This window comes from Bifidobacterium pseudocatenulatum DSM 20438 = JCM 1200 = LMG 10505 (genome assembly GCF_001025215.1).
In the GTDB taxonomy this organism is placed as follows: domain Bacteria; phylum Actinomycetota; class Actinomycetes; order Actinomycetales; family Bifidobacteriaceae; genus Bifidobacterium; species Bifidobacterium pseudocatenulatum.
Genome location: NZ_AP012330.1, coordinates 1897294 through 1915880, shown reverse-complemented (window position 1 = coordinate 1915880; position 18587 = coordinate 1897294). Strand labels below are relative to the sequence as shown.

Below are 18587 nucleotides of genomic sequence, written 5' to 3'. Positions count from 1 at the left end.
AGCATGGCAGGCAAGCGCAATGCGGCAAACAAACGCCCCTCGATGTTCGAAGTGGCGAAAATGGCTGGTGTCAGCCATCAAACGGTGTCGCGCGTCATCAATCATTCCCCCGACGTGTCTGATGCCACCCGCGAAAAAGTACAGAAAGCCATCGACGCGCTTGGATACCGTCCCAGCAATTCCGCGCGTGCCCTCGCTTCGCATCGCTCCCGCACCATCGGCTTGGTTGCGGGCGGGCAACGCTTTTATGGTCCGATTTCCGCGATTTCCTCGATTGAGGCGATGGCGAGGCAGCATGGACTGTTCATGTCGGTGAGCATGGTGCACGAGGCGCTCTGCTCGCAGGCGGAATTCGACGAATTGTGCTCAACGTTCGATGAGATGAACGTGGACGCGTTCATTTTCCTCACGCCGACGGATGTTATGTTTTCCGCCGCCTGCCGTGCGCAGATCACGCAGCCGCGCGTCATCGTCACCTCCACGCACGGCAGCATCAGCGTGCAGGATGGTTTGCGCTTGATGAAACCGGCCGACCGTCGCCGAGTATCCGTAGTGGGAGTGGACCAATGGTCGGCCATGGCCGACGTGATGCATTTGGTGGTCGAGCATGGGCATCGTTCCGTGCTTTATTTCGCAGGTCCGAAGGAATGGCGTGACGCCGCCACGCGTTTGATGGCGTGGAATAAGCTGTGTGCGGCCAATGCGGTGAGTTCCGTCACCGTGCAATGCGAAACCTGGGAATCGACCGAAGCGTATGGCAAGATGAACCATATTCTCGAAAACATCGGTCGTACCGGCGGAAATCTGCCGACGTGCATGGTGTGTGCGAACGACAGCCAGGCGGTTGGTGTGTCTCGTGCGCTGCATGAACATGGCATGCGTATTCCGCAGGATGTGAGCTTGGTCGGTTTCGACGACATGCCCGCCATGGACAACATGTACCCGCCGCTGTCCACGGTTCGCCCGGATTTTGAACAGCTTGGCGTTGCCGCCATGCGTGAGACGCTGTTTTTGCTGGGGGAGGGCGATGAGAATTCGTTCGCCTCGTCGCAGCATGGCGTCGGCCTGATTCCCGCGAAGGTGATCGGCCGCACTTCTTTGGGCACCGCCAGCCGTCGCTGAATATTTCCTGCGATTTTTGTATTTCTTGTGATTCTCGTATCTCTTTTTGCCGCATGTGCTGCGATTGCCGGATTTCGTAATGCCGGTATATCAAGAAAATCGGCTGACGATCTGCCGGTAGTACGTTTACGATTGCGTGACACGTCGAACTTGTATAGTCGCCACTTTCTGTTTAGAATAGTGAGCGTTAACAGTGAGCGCTAACATTCCGTCGACAATGTGGTTGTGAGGCGCTCGGATGCAAGGAGTTTGAAACTATGGCGCAAGAGCAGGGACTTGACGATCGCATCGCGCTGACCGCCGAGAAAATCCGCGCTGGCAAGACGAGTCTGGGCATCGAATTCGGCTCCACCCGAATCAAGGCCGTGCTCATCGACGACACGTACACCACCATCGCAGCCGGCGACTACGGCTGGGCCAGCCACTTGGAAGACGGCCTGTGGAGCTATTCGCAGGAAGAAATCTGGACCGGGCTGCAGACCGCATACGCGGCGCTCGCCGAAGATGTCGAAAACGCTTACGGCGAAAAGCTCACCCGCGTGGGACGCATCGGCTTCTCCGCCATGATGCACGGCTACCTCGCCTTCGGCAAAGATGGCGAACTGCTGGTGCCGTTCCGCACCTGGCAGAACACCAACACTTCCGAAGCACACGAGAAGCTTTCCGAACTGTTCCAGTACAACATTCCGGAACGCTGGTCCATCGCACACCTGTACCAGGCCGTGCTCAACAACGAAGAGCACATCGGCAAGGTCGATTTCTTCACCACCCTCGCCGGCTACGTGCACTGGAAGCTCACCGGCAAGAAGGTGCTCGGCGTTGGCGACGCATCCGGCATGTTCCCGATCGACCCTACCACGCACACCTACGAAACCGAATTCATTGAGAAGTTCAATGCGATTCCGGAAGTCGCAGCCCAGCCGTGGAAGCTTGCCGACCTGCTGCCGGAACCGCTGGTTGCAGGCACTCCTGCGGGCACGCTGACCGAAGAGGGCGCCAAGCTGCTCGATCCGACAGGCACGCTGCAGCCGGGAATCACATTCGCTCCGCCGGAGGGCGATGCTGGCACCGGTATGGTGGCCACCAACTCCGTACGCGTGCGCACCGGCAACGTTTCCGCCGGCACCTCCATCTTCGCCATGGTTGTACTCGAACGCAAGCTGGAACGCCTGCACCCGGAAGTGGACCTCGTCACCACTCCGGCAGGCGATCTCGCAGGCATGAGCCACGCCAACAACTTCACCTCCGACCTCAACGCATGGGTTGGTCTGTTCGGACAGTTCGCAGCTGCAATCGGCACTCCGGTCGACGCCGGCACCCTGTATGGCACGCTGTTCCGCGCCGCCATCGCGGACGATGTTGACTCCAACTGCGGCGGACTCATCAACTACCCGTTCCGCTCCGGCGAATTCCTCGCAGGACTGCCCGAAGGCCGCCCGCTGTTCGCGCGCGGTCCGGAAGCCCGCATGAGCCTCGGCAACTTCATGCGCGCCCAGCTGTTCAGCGCATTCTCCCCGGTGAAGATCGGCATGGATGTGATGACCAAGGACGAAGGCGTTGCCGTTGACTCCCTCGTCGGCCACGGTGGCATCTTCACCACCCCGAAGGTTGCCCAGAAGATTCTCGCAGCCGCATTCGATACGCCGATCAAGGTAATGTCCACCGCTGCCGAAGGCGGCGCATGGGGCATGGCCGTGCTAGCCGACTACCTGTGGCACGCCGACCAGCCGCTCGACGAATTCCTTGACGCTCGTGTGTTCGCCGATGCCGCTTCGACCACGGAAAATCCGGATGAAGGCGATGTCGCAGGATTCGAGGAATTCTTCGATCGCTTCCGCAAGGGACTGCCGATTGAGCATGTTGCAATCGAAAGCATTCCGCTGGAAACCAAGTAAATAAATATTTTAAAAACTTATTTCAATTTGAAAGGAAATGATTATGGCTACTTTGGCTGATTATGGTCCTGAGGTTCGTGCCGAGGTCAAGCAGGTGCGCGAGGTCGTGGCGACCTTGCACGAGCAGCTGATCAAGTGGAACCTGGTGGTGTGGACGGCTGGCAACGTGTCGCAGCGTCTGCATACGGCGGATCTGATGGTGATCAAGCCGTCGGGCCTGCGTTACGAGTACCTGACGCCGTCGAGCATGGTGGTGTGCGATCTGGACGGCAACGTGGTGGACGGTTCGGAGGCTCCTTCCTCCGATACGGCGTCGCATGCGTACATCTACCGTCATATGCCGGACGTGTACGGCGTGGTGCATACGCATTCGACGTATGCGACGGCGTGGGCGGCGACGGGGCAGAACATTCCGTGCGGTCTGACGATGATGGGCGACGAGTTCGGCGGTCCTGTTCCGGTGGGTCCGTTCCGTCTGATCGGTTCCGAGGCGATCGGCGAGGGCGTGGTCGAGACGCTCAGGGAGTATCCGAAGTCTCCTGCGGTGCTGATGCAGAACCATGGTCCGTTCACCATCGGCAAGGACGCGGAGTCGGCGGTGAAGGCCGCGGCGATGACGGAGGAGGTCGCTCATACGATGTGGGCGGCGAGGCAGTTGGGTGAGATCATTCCGATTTCGGATGAGGATATCGCGAAGCTGAACGATCGTTACACCAACGTCTACGGCCAGCACTGAGCTGCAATCCTACGATTCCGTAATCCTACATAATTTCACAATCGTACGAACTCGCGCTACGCAACAGAACAACGCGAAGCGCGAGTTCGCAATCGCAATAAATAATTAAAAACTCCATAAACAACGAAGTAAAGGAACAATCACATGGCAATGGAAAACCCGTTTGAAGGCAAGGAAGTCTGGTTCGGCGTCGGATCCCAGGATCTGTACGGCGAAGAAGCGCTGCGTCAGGTGGCCGAGCAGTCCGGCGAAATCGTCGACGCGCTCAACGCAACCGGCAAGATTCCGGTCAAGGTGGTGCTTAAGCCGACCCTGAAGTCCTCCGACGGCGTCAAGGCCTTCATGGTCGAAGCCTCCGCCAACCCGAACGTCATCGGCGTGATCACCTGGTGCCACACCTTCTCCCCGGCCAAGATGTGGATCCGCGGCCTCGAAGTGCTCACCAAGCCGCTGCTGCAGCTCAACACGCAGCACCACTTCGAAATCCCGTGGGAAACCATCGACATGGACTTCATGAACCTGAACCAGGCCGCACACGGCGACCGTGAGTTCGGTTACATCCTGACCCGTCTGGGCATCAACCGCAAGATCGTGGTCGGCCACTACACCGATCCGGCCGTTGCCGAAGAAATCGGCACCTGGGCACGCGCCTGCGCCGGCTGGGATGCTTCCAACAACATGAAGGTCATGCGTTGGGGCGACAACATGCGCAACGTGGCCGTCACCGAAGGCGACAAGACCGAAGCCGAGCGCGTGTTCGGCGCATCCATCAACACTTGGGCCGTCAACGAGCTCGTCGCAGCCTACGAAGCCGTCAAGGACGATCAGGTCAAGAGCATCATCGAAGACTACAAGGTTAAGTACGACGTTGATCCGGCTCTGCTCGACGCCAAGTACGATTCCCTGTTCATCGCGGCCAAGGAAGAAGCCGCCATGGTCAACATGATGCGCGCCAATGGCTGCACCGCCGGCGTTGACAACTTCGAAGACTTGGGTGCTCTCCCGCAGCTGCCGGGCGTTGGCCCGCAGCGCTTCCCGTCCGAGTACGGCTTCGGCTTCTCCGCCGAAGGCGACTGGAAGACCGCAGTGCTCGTGCGCATCGGCGCAGTGATGGGCTACGGCCTCGAAGGTGGCGCTTCCCTCATGGAAGACTACTCCTACAACTTCACCCCGGGCAACGAGATGATCATGGGCTCCCACATGCTCGAAGTCTCCCCGTCCGTCGGCACCATCGCCAAGCCGAAGCTGGAAATCCACCCGCTCGGCATCGGTGGCAAGGCCGATCCGGTGCGCCTGGTCTTCACTGTCGCCCCGAAGAAGGACGCCGTCGTCGTGTCCATGTCTGACGTGCGCGAACGTTTCCGCCTGACCATGAACCTGGTCGACGTGGTCGAGCCGCTCGGAGAGCTCAAGCAGTTGCCGTGCGCCCGTGGCCTGTGGAAGCCGCAGCCGGACCTCAAGACCTCCGCCGAGTGCTGGCTGCGTTCCGGCGCCTCCCACCACACCTGCATGACCACCTCCGTCGGTCGCGAGGCTTGGGAAGACTTCGCCCGCATCGCCGGTGTCGAACTCGCCACCATCGACGCGAACACCAAGGCCGCAGAATTCGAGCGCGACCTTGAGATCTCCGAAATGTACCACCGCCTCAACAACCGTCACTAACATAACGGAGCGTTAACGGCACAGCAGAAGACTCGACGTACCCTCGTTCGCCTTCTGTCGCACCGTTACCGCACGCGTTATGCACTGACGGAACCGTCACTGATTGTCGCTTTACTGACAATGGCTGATGGAGTGTCGTTAGCCATTCTGGATTCATCACTAATCTCTGCCATATGAGCGCCGGCGGGTCGGATCGCTTCCGATCACCGGCGCTCGTTTGCATTCCTTGAAAGTTGTACAGACAGAACAAAAGCGTGGGGTACGAGAGAATACAAACGTTCTCTCGTACCCCACGCTTTTATGTATTATGCGATTCAGCGCTTGCCGGAGTACAGCTGCTGATCGATCACCTGTGCGAACACGCGGTTCACTGCCGGACGCACCACTTTCAGCGACGGGGTCAGGCACTTGTTTTCCTGCGTGAACTGGGTATCCAGCACTACGAACTTACGTACGGATTCGGCGCGGGAAACGGTCGCGTTCGCCTTGTCGACGTACTTCTGGATTTCGTCGTGAACGGCGGCGGTCGCAGCCACGCGATCCAACGGCGTATCGGCAGACAGTCCAATGGAAGGCAGCCAAGCCTCCAATCCTTCCGGATCCAACGTGATCAGCGCACCGATGAACGGACGATTGTCGCCGACAACTACCACATGCTCCACAATCGGACATTTCACAATCTCCTGCTCCATCGGAATCGGAGAAACGTTCTTGCCGCCGGCGGTGATGATGATGTCCTTCTTACGGCCGGTGATCGTAATACGTCCCTCGTCGTCAATCGACGCCAAATCACCCGTTTTCAGCCACCCATCCTCGGTGAACGCTTCCGCCGTCTTCTCAGGCAGGTTGTGGTAGCCCCTGAACACGTTCGGGCCCTTCACCTGAAGTTCGCCATCATCGGAAATGCGCACAGACGATCCCGGAGCCGGTTGGCCGACAGTGCCGATCACATTGTCGGTGACGCGGGTCGCGGCGAACGGCGCAGCGGTTTCCGTCATACCGTAACCCTGAATCATCGGCAGGCCGATACCGTTGAAGAAATGCGCCAGAGACACGTCCAGAGGAGCACCACCGCATGCCACGTAGCGGATGCGCGGGCCGAGAGCGCTACGCACGGTACGGTATACGGAAGCCTCATACGAAAGATGCTGCGCGATCTGCTTGGCGGTCGGGCGTTCGCCGGCCTGCTGCATGCGCGACCAATCGCGTGCGGCTTCGGCAGCCTTGAGGAACAGGCGTCCCTTCCAACCCGTGCCGGCCTTGCGGGAGGCCGCGTTATACACCTTCTCGAACACTCGTGGTACGCCCAGCAGATATGTCGGTTCGAAGGAACGCAAATCGGGCAGCAGCGTCTTTGTGTCCGGCAGATAACCAACCACGCCGTCGTCGGAAGCAATCGACGCGTACTGGATGAACCGTGCGAAACAGTGGGCGAGCGGCAGGAAGAGAAGCAGTCGCGGATGATCTTCGAGAACGATCTCATGCAACGCCAGACTGCCTGCGCGCGTGATCGATATGAAATTGCGGTGCGAAAGCTCGGCACCCTTTGGAGCTCCCGTCGAACCGGACGTGTACACGATGGTGGCCAGATCGTCTGCATGCACCGAATCGATGCGCGCTTCCAGCTCCTCGTCGGACACGGTGACGCCCAAGCCTTCCAACGCGCCCATGGCGTTGGAATCGAGCATCAGAATGTGCTTGAGAGACGGGCAGCGGTCGATTACGGAGTCGAGACGGTCGAAGCGCTCGCGATTGTCGGCGATGGCCAGTTTCACATCCGAATCGTTGAGGATACGCTCGGCCTGCGCCGCGGAATCAGTGTCGTAGATCGGCACGTTCACCGCGCCGATGGCGGCCAGTGCGAAGTCGAGCACGCCCCACTCGTAGCGGGTGGTGGAGAAGATGGTGACGGCATCGCCCTTGTTGATGCCGAATGCGATGAGGCCTTTTGCGGCGGCGAGCACGGCATTGTGGAATTCGCCGGTAGTGACCTTCGTCCATTGGCCGGGGGCGGTTTTGTGTTCCGCGATCACGGTATCTTCGCCAGTGCGCGCTATGCGTCCAGTAAGCAGGGAATAGATGGATTCGTCGTCGCGCACCTCAACGGATTCGCCCGGGGTGGTGTACTCGGTGAGCATGAAGCGTTCTCTTTCTCGCGGTTTTTGCGTTGTTTCCGCGTATTTCTGCTTGTGATGCGTGCGGGAGCGATACAAACCGTGTGTCCGCGTTTCCTACCCCTTGCGCACCTTGCACATTCTAAGTTACGGGGCCGTAAGTCTGCATTGTGAGAAGCGACAAGAAATATTTCATCAACTTTGTATGAACTGACAAATGGTGCTATTCCGTCAAAAATCAAGTGTTTGGTGTCGCGCTGTATCCGTTCGAAAAAAAGGCTTGACGTAACGGTTGCGGGGGAGTCGCCATGCTTCCCATATATCCCCGAAAGGACCGTAAAACCAGCGAAATGCGAAGAAATGGTGGTGCGAGCGTTTTTTATCGAGTACACTCACGAGTGACGCAATTTACCCCTTGCGTCAGAGGGCTGCCTGCTCAACGGCGAACATCCAGCCTTTCTCTTTTCAACGTTGCTGATTTGAGGTCGATTATGGCAATTCGATTGCGACGGTTCGCTGTATGCAATGCGCCCTTGACGATTGCGAGCTGCCTTGGATAGGCTGAAAACGGTTTGCCACGCACCGGTTTTCCCGTATTGGCCTGTTGCGATTCGTTTGTTGGATGCATGGCGATTGCGCTTTGGGCCGTAGGCGAGCTGGCAACGCGAGTGCGCTCATTGGACGGAAGGTGTTTATGTTTGACAAGAGGCTGTTTTCCCTCGCTCCCGGCGTGGGGCGGTTGGTTGCGGCGAAAGTGCTCTGCCAATGGGTCGGACTGCTGGCCAACGTCGTGTTCGTGGTGACGGTGGTGGTCATGCTTTCGCCGGCGCTTGCCGTGGTGGAATCGGCGTTCGACCCCATGTTCTCCATGGGTGATAGTGGCCTGATTTCCCGCCTGTTCATCGGCTTTGGCTACGGCGGATTCAGTGCGGAAACATACGTCGGATGCGTGCTGGCGATCGTGGTCTGTGCGGTACTGCGTTTTCTGATGATGCGCGCAGCGGCCTATTTCGGCGCGGAAGCGGCTGAGCGTGTCAAACTCGCGTTACGTGAACAGCTTTTTAATAAAATGCTTGCGATCGGACCATCATATTCGCAACATATCAGCACTGCCGACGTGGTGCAATCTGCCGGTGAAGGCATCGAACAAATCCAAAGCTTCTTCGAATTATTCCTACCGCAACTGTTTTATGCGATTCTCGCACCGGTAACATTATTTTTTATAGTTGCGCCGATTAATATGCCGACGGCTGTTACATTGCTTGTATGCGCGCCTTTGATTGTATTGATTGTTGGCATGGTCGCAATGCGCGCAGCCCGAGTATTCAAAAAATATTGGGGAAAATACACCGACATGGGATCTGTGTTTCTTGACAATGTACAAGGTCTTGAAACGCTGAAAACTTTTGACGCGGATGCGCATGCCGCCAAGAAAATGGGCGAGCAAGCGGAACAATTCCGCGTAATGACCATGAATGTTCTGCAAATTCAGCTGCGCTCGCTCACCGCCATGGACGTCGTCGCATACGGGGGTGCCGCGGCCGGCGTGGGCGTATCGATCTGGCAGTATGCGAGTGGTGCCGCATTGCCGCTTGCCGGCGTGCTGCTGATAGTGCTTCTTTCCGCGGATTTCTTCATTCCGCTGCGCCAATTGGGGTCGTTCTTCCATGTTGCGATGAACGGCATGACTTCGACCAAGCGTATTTTCGCATTGCTTGATACGCCGATTCCTGCGCATGGGATGCAGGAAATGCCGGAATTCGGCGCTTCTGATAACGGTGTGGACGTGTGCTTTGATGACGTGTCGTTCCGATATGTGGACGTGAATACGGATGCTGCGGCGGCTGTGAGTGTGGCTGCGGATACGGCTGTGACGGCGGATATGGAAACTGGAAAAACTGGACAAATCGGGGGAAAGTCCGGTGTGGTTGGTGCTGGAAAAACAGGCATGTCGAAAGATGATGATGGTTCGGTCGTCGCATTGCATGGCGTCTCTTTCACTGCGCGGCGCGGGCAGGTGACCGCCATCGTCGGTCCGTCCGGATCCGGCAAATCCACCGCCGTCGAACTGCTCTCCGGAAATCTTTCCGGATATGAAGGATGTATGTGGCTGCAATCCGGAAACACAGGAAACAACTCGACGCAACGGTACCAAATCAACGATCTTTCCATCGAATCCCTTACGAGGGAAATCGCCATAGTGGCGGCGCAAAGCCACCTTTTTGCAGGAACGTTGCGTGACAATCTGCTGATGGCCAAGCCGGATGCCACCGAAAGCGAACTGTGGCAAGCGCTGGAAGCGGCGCATATCAGCGATTTCGTGCGTGCGCAATCGCAAGAACTTGACCTGGCCATCGAACAGGGCGCAAGCAACCTGTCGGGAGGGCAGAAGCAGCGCATCGCCATTGCGCGCGCATTGCTGCGGGAGCCTGCCGTCTACATTTTCGACGAAGCCACCAGCAGCGTCGATGTGGAAAGCGAAACCCTGATTCTGCAAACCATTCGGGCGCTTGCGGATCGGGGCAAAACCGTGATCATGGTGACGCACCGCATGGCGAATGCAGCCGACGCCGACCATGTGGTGGTATTCGAACACGGGCGCGTGGCGGAACAAGGCACGCATGCGGAACTCATGCGTGCCAACGGAACATACGCCAAACTGTTCCACGCCCAACAAACCGTGGAAAACATAGGTCTACGCAATAACGCAACCCATTCCACCTCTGCATCCCACGCACTTAAAGCGTCCGATTCTGCAGAATCAGTCACGCAGCGTGCGGAAATGGGTCTCCAAGTGTCCGATTCTGCAGAAACGGACGCACAGGGTGCGAAAACGGGCGTTCGGATGTCCGATTCGGCAGAATCGGACGCGAAGACAATACCCACGTCTCGCCTTATTGCGCGCCTGTTGAAGGAAGTTGGGCCGCAGCGCAAGTACATGATCGTCGCGTGCGTCTGCGGCACGCTCGGCCATCTCGCCGCCACTTTCCTGCCGGTGTTCGGCATCGCGGCGGCCTTCGCTGCAGTCGGCTCGCCGGTCTGGAACCTCAGCGTTCTCGCGGCGCTCGCAGCCATGGCCGTATGCGCGTTGATCCGCGGCGGCATGCGTTACGCCGAACAGTTCATGAACCATAACGTGGCGTTCCGTCTGCTTGCGCTATTCCGTGCGAAAGCCTTCGCGGCCCTGCGCCGTCTCGCCCCCGCCAAGCTTGCAGGCAAAGGCAAAGGCGACCTGATCGCACTGGTCACCACCGACGTGGAACTGCTGGAAATCTTCTTCGCACACACCATCAGCCCGGTCGTCATCGCCATCGTGACTACCGTCGTCTACGCGCTCGCGCTACTCACCCTCAGTCCGCCCCTCGCGGCGACGCTCATCATCGCGCACCTCATTATCGGCGTCATACTGCCGAAACTTTTTGCATCCGCGGTGCGCGGCATCGGTCCGGAACTGCGCAAGGAGTCGTCCGCCCTCGATGACGAAATGCTTGACGATATGCGTGGCATCGGCGAAATCATCCGCTTCGGCCAAGGCGATGCCCGGCTTGCGTCCATTCAGCGTCGCACGCGCTCGCTGTGGGTCAAACGTGTGCGTCTGAGCGTGAAAAATGGCGATTTTGCAGGATTTGGCGCGGTATTGGTGATGCTGTTCACGGCGATTGCGGCTTTCCTTGCGATGACGTTGTGCACTGCGGTTTCCACTGCCGCCGATATGTCGGAAGGCCTGATGTGGATGGGTTCCGTGGGATCGAACGCCCCAGCGTTGGTTGCGGCTTTCGTGCTGCTCGCCAGCTCGTTTGGGCCGACGCTTGCGTTGAGTGCGTTGCCGGCGAATCTGACGCAAACGTTTGCTTCGGCACGCCGCCTGTTCGCGTTGATGGATGAGGCTCCCGCTGTGGTCGAGCAGGGGAGCGAACGCCCGGAATATCAGGGCATGACAATGCGCGATGTCACATTCGGCTATGGATCCGGCGCCCGTATTTCCGTCGAACGCACGCCAAACGGGCGGTCGGAGCATGCGACTGGCATGAGTCCGGCACGCCCCGCGGAAGCGCAATCCTCCGGCGAACAAGGTGCCGGCATCGCCTCGCAACCGGTGCTCGACCATGTTTCACTCGATGTTTCACGGCAGGGCATTCTCGGTATTCAAGGCCCGTCCGGGCGTGGAAAATCAACGATGTTGAAACTGCTGATGCGCTACTGGGATCCGGATTCCGGCACGATTTCGCTGTCGGATGTTCCATTGCCGCAGGTTGACGCCGGATGGCGTCGGCGCGTGCAGACGATGATGGGGCAGGAGACGTATCTGTTCGACGGAACGATTCGCGAAAATCTCGCTATTGCCTGCAATGACGCCGATTTTTCGGATTCTGACAGTAATTCTGGCAGTAATTTCTGTAGTAATTCCAGCAGTAATGCTGGTGGTAATTCCGCTGATTCCTCCGATTCGGATCTCGCGCACGACATTCCCGATTCCGTATTGCGCGAAGCCCTCGCCAAGGCGTCCGCGCTCGAACTGGTCGATGCGCTGCCGAACGGCTTGGATACGCGGGTCGGCGAGCTGGGTGGCCGCCTTTCGGAGGGTGAGAAGCAACGCATCGGATTGGCCCGCATGTTCCTTCGCGACGCCGATTTGGTGCTGTTCGACGAGCCGACGAGCCGTCTTGACGCCTATAACGAGTCGGTGATTCTCGGGTCGATCAATGATCTTGCCGAGCGGGGGAGCGCCGTCGTGCTGGTGTCGCACCGCGATTCCACCATGCGCATCGCTGATCGCATACTGCGTATGTAGTGCGCAATACGCGAATCCATCTGCACCCCCGTCCGCAATGTGGTCGTATGAAAATCATGCGTCATTCGTATTTCTTATAGCGTGCATCGAAAGTGCGGTCGAAAGGAGCCGTGCGCGCGAATCGAAAGCGAATGGCGCATATCAGGCAAGAAAAGCGAATGAAATTGCGGAATCGTCGGCAGAATCGAAATCGTAAGAAAATGAAACAATCATGAAAATGATAGTCAGAATTTAAGAAAAGCAACTTTTTAAGACGTGCAAATATTCAGTTCACATGATTTTGTAACGAAAAATCGTTAGTATCTGTGTCAAGAGATATCCGCTCTGCAGCAGGGTGGAATACGATTCGACGAAAGGCTGGCGATGGCCAACAACAGGAACGAACTGAACAAGAATCTGGCGCAGATGCTCAAGGGTGGCGTGATCATGGACGTCACCACCCCGGAGCAGGCGAAGATCGCACAGGACGCGGGCGCATGCGCGGTGATGGCTCTCGAGCGTATTCCGGCCGATATTCGTGCTGCCGGCGGCGTTTCCCGCATGAGCGATCCGGCCATGATCAAGGGCATTCAGGAAGCCGTGTCCATTCCGGTCATGGCAAAGGTTCGTATCGGCCATGTTGCCGAAGCCCGCATTCTGCAGGCCATCGAAATCGACTACATCGACGAATCCGAAGTGCTGAGTCCCGCCGACGACGTGTACCACATCGACAAGAACCAGTTCGACGTGCCGTTCGTGTGCGGCGCGAAGAACCTGGGCGAGGCGCTGCGCCGTATCGCCGAGGGCGCTTCCATGATCCGCACCAAGGGCGAGCCGGGCACCGGCGACGTGATCCAGGCCGTGCGCCACATGCGCACCATGAACAAGCAGATCCGCGAGCTCGTCTCCCTTCGCGACGACGAGGTGTATGAGGCCGCCAAGCAGCTGGCCGTGCCGTACGATCTCGCCAAGTATGTGCACGACAACGGTCGTCTGCCGGTCGTCAACTTCGCCGCCGGTGGCGTGGCCACTCCGGCCGATGCCGCGCTCATGATGGAACTGGGTGCCGAAGGTGTGTTCGTCGGTTCCGGCATCTTCAAGTCCGGAGACCCGGCCAAGCGTGCCGCCGCCATCGTGCAGGCCACCGCCAATTGGCAGGACGCCGACCTGCTCGCACGCCTTTCCGAGAACCTCGGCGAGGCCATGGTCGGCATCAACGAAGACGAGATCGAAACCATCATGGCCGCTCGCGGCGAGTGATTGCGCTGTCATTTCGTGCGCTGTGCGCTGTGCGCGGCTGTCGGCATGTCTGTTCGATGCGCCGCGCGCAGCCCGTTTCGCATGATTCGCGATGGTTTGGGTAAGGAGATCCGATGGTTGTTGCCGTTGAATACATTTCGAAGGAAGAATCGACTGACGTTGCCGAAGGTGCGGCTTCCGCGCAGCATGGCGTGACCGGCATCCTTGCGGTGCAAGGCGCGTTCGCCGAGCATGCGGCGATGCTGGATCGGCTTGGTGCGCCGTGGAAACTGCTGCGTGCCGCCGAGGATTTCGACGATTCGATCGACCGCGTGATTCTGCCTGGCGGCGAAAGCACCACGCAGGGCAAATTGCTGCGTTCGACCGGCTTGTTCGATCCGATCGCCGCGCATATCGCCGCTGGAAAGCCGGTATTCGGCACCTGCGCGGGCGTGATTTTGCTCGCTCGTCGTCTCGATAACGACGAGAACGTCTATTTTGGCGCGTTGGATGCGGTCGTGCGCCGCAATGCGTATGGACGTCAGCTTGGTTCGTTCGCTGCGTCCGCCGATTTCGGCGCTTCCGACGATGCGGATGCTGTGGTGGTTGCGTCGGGGGAGTCTGTCTCTTCTGCGATTTCCGCGGCTGCTGGTGAGGAGGGGACTTCCGAGGCTTCGGATACGTCGGTGGTGCTCAAGGATTTCCCTCTGGTGTTCATTCGCGGACCGTTCGTTGCCGAGGTCGGCGAGCGGGCCACGGTCGAAACGTCGGTCGACGGCAATGTGGTCGGTTTGCGTCAGGGCAAGATTCTCGCTACGGCGTTCCACCCCGAACTGACCGACGATACCCGCATTCACGAGCTGTTCCTCAGTTTGTAGGCTCATCGAGCGGTGCGGAGTCCGTCTCTTCGTCGTATGCGTTGTTTTGGGAGGTTTGCGATTCGCAGACCTCCTTTTTATATGTTCTTTATATGTTTTCTCTTGTGAGGTAGCTTTCTTGCGATCCATTTTTTGGTTGAGATGCGCGGACAATCGCAGATTATTGTGCAAACGATGTCATTCTGTTTGTGCGAAACGCCGATGATTTCGTTGGCGCTTCAATAGCGCACAACAGTTGCAGGGGGGCTATCGAACCGGTTTGCTTGACACCTTGATACAACCGTGTATCATCGGAGCTAATGGTACACGGTTGTATCAGAAAGGAAACAAAGCCATCCTACCAGTCCAAACATCACCACGGGGGTATTGTTTGGCAGGTCGCGAACATACAAACATCACCAAGTGGAAAGCACGGCATGTGCATTCCGCGGCGGATGTTCCGAAACATATGCGACCGACATGCAATCAGCATGCGAAGCGGATGGCAGAAAGGGAAAAGAACATGCGCAACATGAAGAAGGCTCTCGCAGCGGTAGCAGCAGTGGCAACCCTCGCCAGCCTCGCGGCCTGCGGTGGCAGCGACGGCGGCAACGACGCCAAGGCCAACGCCGGAGACGCAGACAAGGCGGATCTCGTTTTCTGGGGCTGGGACACCGGCAACACCATGAAGGCCCTGATCGCCGACTTCGAAAAGGCCAATCCCGGAATCACCGTCAAATTCAACAACACCGGCACCGCATCCGACACCCAGACCGCACTGAGCAACGCCGTCGCGGCAGGCAAGGGTGCCCCCGACGTGGTCATGCTGGAAGACCCGACCGTCACCCAGTTCGCGGTTACCGGCGACCTCGTTGACCTCACCGCCTACGGTGCCGACAAGCTCGAAGACGACTTCTCCGCAGGCCCGTGGAGCAAGCTACAGTATGATGGCAAGCCGTATGCGCTGCCGATTGATTCCGGCCCGGAAGTCTTCTTCTACAACGATGCCGTGCTCAAGAAGGCCGGCGTCGACGGCTCCCAGATCAAGACTTGGGACGATTATTACGAGGCAGCCAAGAAGGTCAAGGCCATCGGCGCCTACATGACCAACAATTCCGGCTCCTCCATGGAATACCAGCCCTTCACCGCCCAGGCATGGCAGGCCGGTGCGCAGCCGTGGAAGGTTGATGGCGAGAACATCACCATTGACATGACCAAGGATTCCGGCATGAAGAAGTACATCGAATTCCAGCAGAAGCTCATCGACGAAGACCTCGTCGACACCAAGATCGCCAACTGGTCCGACGACTGGAACCGTGCGCTCAACGAAGGCGACATCGCCACTCTCACCATCGGCGCATGGATGCCGGTTAACCTCATGAACGGCGCTCCTGACCAGGCCGGCAACTGGCGCGTGGCCCAGCTCCCGCAGTGGAACGAAGGTGACGAGGTCTCCGCTGAAGACGGTGGCTCCGCACTCGCGGTCGTCTCCCAGTCCAAGCAGCAGGCCGCGGCCTACAAGTTCGTCGAATACTTGACCCACGGCGACGGCGCCCAGACCATGGCCGACACCGGCACCTTCCCGAGCCTGAAGAAGATCCTCTCCTCCGACTCCTTCACCGATCCGAACACTGAAGCCAACAAGAAGGTCAACGACTACTTCGGCGGCCAGAACGTGAACGAGATTCTCTCCGAAGCCGCCCAGCGCAAGGTCTCCGCCTTCCAGTACCTGCCGTACAACCCGTACGCGCAGTCCACCTTCGGCGATCAGATCTCCAAGGCCTACAGCGAGGACATCACTCTGGAGGAAGCCTTCGTCAACTACAGCAAGGCGCTCACCGATCACGGCAACCAGCAGGGCTACACCGTCACCAGCAAGGACTGACGGCGCCCAGCCGCTGCCGTGCGGCACAACGAAAAACGCGATAATGCGATCCGACATACGCAACGCACCATCGCAACCATGAAGATCGACGGCAGGTGGGAATCGTCTGACGTGACCCGCCTGCCTCACTTCGTAAAAATAATTTTAAAAACGAAATCTTACAATAGAAAAAGATTTCAAAAAAATAGCAATCCTGTAATTCAAACAATAAAAGATTTTGCGGATTAACAATTGCACATGGTTGTGCGATCAATAGAGCAAAAAGCATACAGAAAGAAGAAAGCATGTCTCAGCAAGCAGCAGTCGCGGCGGATGCGCTGCATACGCCTGCGGACCAGGTTCGCGTCAACCGTCACCGTGCGGATTGGCGTGGTTGGAAGTTCATGTGGCCGTTCGCGTTGGTGTTCGTGTTCGTGTTCGTGATCCCGATTCTGTACGCGATCTACATCAGCTTCTTCCAGAAGCAGATGATCGGCGGCACGAAGTTCGTGGGAATCAGCAACTACATTCGTCTGTTCCACGACCAGCAGTTCTGGAGCTCGGTCGGCAGGGTCGCGCTGTTCACCTGCGTGCAGGTGCCGATCATGCTGTTCCTGTCGGCGGCGATGGCCCTGGCGTTGGATTCCATGAAGCTGCACGGCGCGAAGTTCTTCCGCATCTCCACGTTCCTGCCGTACGCGGTGCCGGCCGTGGTGTCGACTTTGGTGTGGGGCTTCATGTATGGCGCGAAGTACGGTCTGGTCGGCTCGCTGAACGACTGGCTGGGCACGAACCTCGACGTGCTGAGCCCAAGCGTGCTGCTCGCTTCGATCGGCAACATCGTGACGTGGGAGTTCACCGGCTACAACATGCTGATCTTCTACAGCTCGCTGTCCACGATCCCGCATTCGCTGTACGAGGCCGCCTCGATCGACGGCGCGGGCGAATGGCAGATCGTCAAGTCCATCAAGCTGCCGGAACTGAAGGGCTCGCTCGCGATCACGGTGATCTTCTCGATCATCGGCTCGTTCCAGCTGTTCAACGAGCCGAGCATCCTGCAGAACATGGTGCCGGGCAACGCGATCACCACGTACTACACGCCGAACATGTACGCGTACAACCTGAGCTTCGCGGGCAACCAGTCGAACTACGCCGCCGCCCTGGCGATCACGATGGCCGTGATCACGATGGCGATCGCGTACGCGGTGCAGCTCAACAGCATGAAGGAGCAGATGAAGTAACGCCCGGTGGCGCGAACCATCCGCATATAGGGGAAGAAACGCTAAGGAGCATCGAAAATGAGTGACGCAACAATCGCCGCGGGCACGGAGCAGAGGCTCACCGCTCAGGAGCTCAAAGCCCAGGAGAAGGCCGCGAAAAAGACCGAGAAGGAACGCCTCAAGAGGGTCGCGCGCGACGAGAAGGCCGAGCGCAAGAGGGCTGCGAAGTCCGGCTTCGCGAACGTGGCGAACCCGCGCAGGAGCACGCTGCTGACCATCGTGTGCGCGCTGTTCGCGGTGTACTGCCTGTTCCCGTTCGTGTACCTGCTGATCAACGCCACGAAGACGCAGGCGGACTTCACGTCCACGTTCGGTCTGGGCTTCGGCCGCACGTTCGCTTTGTGGGACAACATCAAGACCGTGTTCACCTACCAGGACGGCATCTTCGGACGCTGGTTCCTGAACACGATCCTGTACGTGGTCGTGGGCGCCGGCGGCGCGACCCTGCTCGCCATCATGGGCGGGTACGGCCTGGCGAAGTTCCGTTTCCCGGGACGCAAGGCCGTGTTCGCGGTGATCATCGGCGCCATCTCGGTGCCGGGCATCGCCCTGGCCGTGCCGCAGTTCCTGCTGTTCGCCAAGCTGAACCTGACGAACACCCCGTGGGCCATGATCATCCCGAGCCTGGTGTCGACGTTCGGCCTGTACCTGATGTGGATCTTCTCCGACCAGGCCGTGCCGACCGAGCTGCTCGAAGCCGCCCGCGTGGACGGCGCCGGCGAGTTCCGCACGTTCTTCCAGGTATCCCTGCCGCTGCTCGCCCCGGGGATCGTGACGACGGCCCTGTTCACGATCGTGGCGACGTGGAACAACTACTTCCTGCCGTTGATCATGCTGAAGGATTCGAACTGGTATCCGCTCACGATCGGTCTGAACCAGTGGAAGGACCAGGCGAGCACCGCTGGCGGCCAGGCGATCCAGAACCTGGTGGTCACGGGTTCGTTGATCACGATCGTCCCGTTGGTCATCGCGTTCCTGTGCCTGCAGAAGTACTGGCAGTCCGGCCTTGCCGCAGGCGCCGTCAAGGAATGATCGCAACGGTCGCAT

At 58.6% G+C, this 18587-nt stretch carries 12 protein-coding genes; 10 read left to right on the top strand and 2 right to left on the bottom strand.

The window, feature by feature from the left end:
- Nucleotides 1-3 precede the first annotated feature (3 nt).
- The 4 genes from BBPC_RS07860 to araA all read left to right on the top strand — a co-directional run bounded on the left by BBPC_RS07860 (nt 4) and on the right by araA (nt 5415).
- A complete protein-coding gene (locus BBPC_RS07860; RefSeq protein ID WP_004223347.1) occupies nt 4-1122 on the top strand; it encodes a LacI family DNA-binding transcriptional regulator in 1119 nt (372 codons plus the stop codon).
- 257 nt (nt 1123-1379) lie between these two features.
- Nucleotides 1380-3017 carry a xylulokinase gene (locus tag BBPC_RS07855; protein ID WP_004223353.1) on the top strand — a complete coding sequence of 546 codons (1638 nt, stop codon included), beginning with the start codon at nt 1380-1382 and terminating at the stop codon, nt 3015-3017.
- A gap of 43 nt (nt 3018-3060) precedes the next feature.
- The gene (locus tag BBPC_RS07850) at nt 3061-3753 is read left to right on the top strand and encodes an L-ribulose-5-phosphate 4-epimerase (protein WP_022245565.1); all 693 of its coding nucleotides are present in this window, start codon (nt 3061-3063) and stop codon (nt 3751-3753) included.
- 144 nt (nt 3754-3897) lie between these two features.
- The gene (gene araA, locus BBPC_RS07845) at nt 3898-5415 is read left to right on the top strand and encodes an L-arabinose isomerase (RefSeq protein WP_004223359.1); all 1518 of its coding nucleotides are present in this window, start codon (nt 3898-3900) and stop codon (nt 5413-5415) included.
- Nucleotides 5416-5729: 314 nt separating this feature from the next.
- Here the strand turns inward: araA and BBPC_RS07840 are convergent, their stop codons facing one another.
- Together BBPC_RS07840 and BBPC_RS09870 are read right to left on the bottom strand one after the other, a co-directional pair.
- The gene (locus BBPC_RS07840) at nt 5730-7553 is read right to left on the bottom strand and encodes an AMP-dependent synthetase/ligase (RefSeq protein WP_004223362.1); all 1824 of its coding nucleotides are present in this window, start codon (nt 7551-7553) and stop codon (nt 5730-5732) included.
- A 412-nt stretch (nt 7554-7965) separates the two neighbouring features.
- Nucleotides 7966-8157 (bottom strand): hypothetical protein, encoded by a 192-nt coding sequence (locus tag BBPC_RS09870; protein ID WP_004223368.1) that lies wholly within the window; start codon nt 8155-8157, stop codon nt 7966-7968.
- A gap of 66 nt (nt 8158-8223) precedes the next feature.
- Here BBPC_RS09870 and BBPC_RS07835 point away from each other — a divergent pair, with 66 nt between their 5' ends.
- The 6 genes from BBPC_RS07835 (at nt 8224) to BBPC_RS07810 (ending at nt 18572) form a co-directional block, all read left to right on the top strand.
- Nucleotides 8224-12321, top strand: a complete 4098-nt coding sequence (locus tag BBPC_RS07835) for an ABC transporter ATP-binding protein/permease (RefSeq protein ID WP_033524298.1) — start codon at nt 8224-8226, stop codon at nt 12319-12321.
- 363 nt (nt 12322-12684) lie between these two features.
- Entirely contained in the window at nt 12685-13560 is an 876-nt protein-coding gene (pdxS, locus tag BBPC_RS07830; protein WP_004223372.1) for a pyridoxal 5'-phosphate synthase lyase subunit PdxS, read from the top strand.
- Between the two features lie 113 nt (nt 13561-13673).
- Nucleotides 13674-14417, top strand: a complete 744-nt coding sequence (gene pdxT / locus BBPC_RS07825; RefSeq protein ID WP_004223374.1) for a pyridoxal 5'-phosphate synthase glutaminase subunit PdxT — start codon at nt 13674-13676, stop codon at nt 14415-14417.
- Nucleotides 14418-14919: 502 nt separating this feature from the next.
- Nucleotides 14920-16281 carry an ABC transporter substrate-binding protein gene (locus BBPC_RS07820; protein ID WP_022245560.1) on the top strand — a complete coding sequence of 454 codons (1362 nt, stop codon included), beginning with the start codon at nt 14920-14922 and terminating at the stop codon, nt 16279-16281.
- A 284-nt stretch (nt 16282-16565) separates the two neighbouring features.
- On the top strand, nt 16566-17501 hold the full coding sequence (locus BBPC_RS07815) for a carbohydrate ABC transporter permease (protein WP_143247788.1): 936 nt from the start codon (nt 16566-16568) through the stop codon (nt 17499-17501).
- Nucleotides 17502-17558: 57 nt separating this feature from the next.
- On the top strand, nt 17559-18572 hold the full coding sequence (locus BBPC_RS07810; RefSeq protein ID WP_004219678.1) for a carbohydrate ABC transporter permease: 1014 nt from the start codon (nt 17559-17561) through the stop codon (nt 18570-18572).
- Nucleotides 18573-18587 lie beyond the last annotated feature (15 nt).

Coding starts and splice junctions, on each gene's coding strand:
- BBPC_RS07860 (WP_004223347.1), top strand. CDS start 4: ATGGCAGGCAAGCGCAATGCGGCAAACAAACGCCCCTCGATGTTCGAA.
- BBPC_RS07855 (WP_004223353.1), top strand. CDS start 1,380: ATGGCGCAAGAGCAGGGACTTGACGATCGCATCGCGCTGACCGCCGAG.
- BBPC_RS07850 (WP_022245565.1), top strand. CDS start 3,061: ATGGCTACTTTGGCTGATTATGGTCCTGAGGTTCGTGCCGAGGTCAAG.
- araA (WP_004223359.1), top strand. CDS start 3,898: ATGGCAATGGAAAACCCGTTTGAAGGCAAGGAAGTCTGGTTCGGCGTC.
- BBPC_RS07840 (WP_004223362.1), bottom strand. CDS start 7,553: ATGCTCACCGAGTACACCACCCCGGGCGAATCCGTTGAGGTGCGCGAC.
- BBPC_RS09870 (WP_004223368.1), bottom strand. CDS start 8,157: ATGCATCCAACAAACGAATCGCAACAGGCCAATACGGGAAAACCGGTG.
- BBPC_RS07835 (WP_033524298.1), top strand. CDS start 8,224: ATGTTTGACAAGAGGCTGTTTTCCCTCGCTCCCGGCGTGGGGCGGTTG.
- pdxS (WP_004223372.1), top strand. CDS start 12,685: ATGGCCAACAACAGGAACGAACTGAACAAGAATCTGGCGCAGATGCTC.
- pdxT (WP_004223374.1), top strand. CDS start 13,674: ATGGTTGTTGCCGTTGAATACATTTCGAAGGAAGAATCGACTGACGTT.
- BBPC_RS07820 (WP_022245560.1), top strand. CDS start 14,920: ATGCGCAACATGAAGAAGGCTCTCGCAGCGGTAGCAGCAGTGGCAACC.
- BBPC_RS07815 (WP_143247788.1), top strand. CDS start 16,566: ATGTCTCAGCAAGCAGCAGTCGCGGCGGATGCGCTGCATACGCCTGCG.
- BBPC_RS07810 (WP_004219678.1), top strand. CDS start 17,559: ATGAGTGACGCAACAATCGCCGCGGGCACGGAGCAGAGGCTCACCGCT.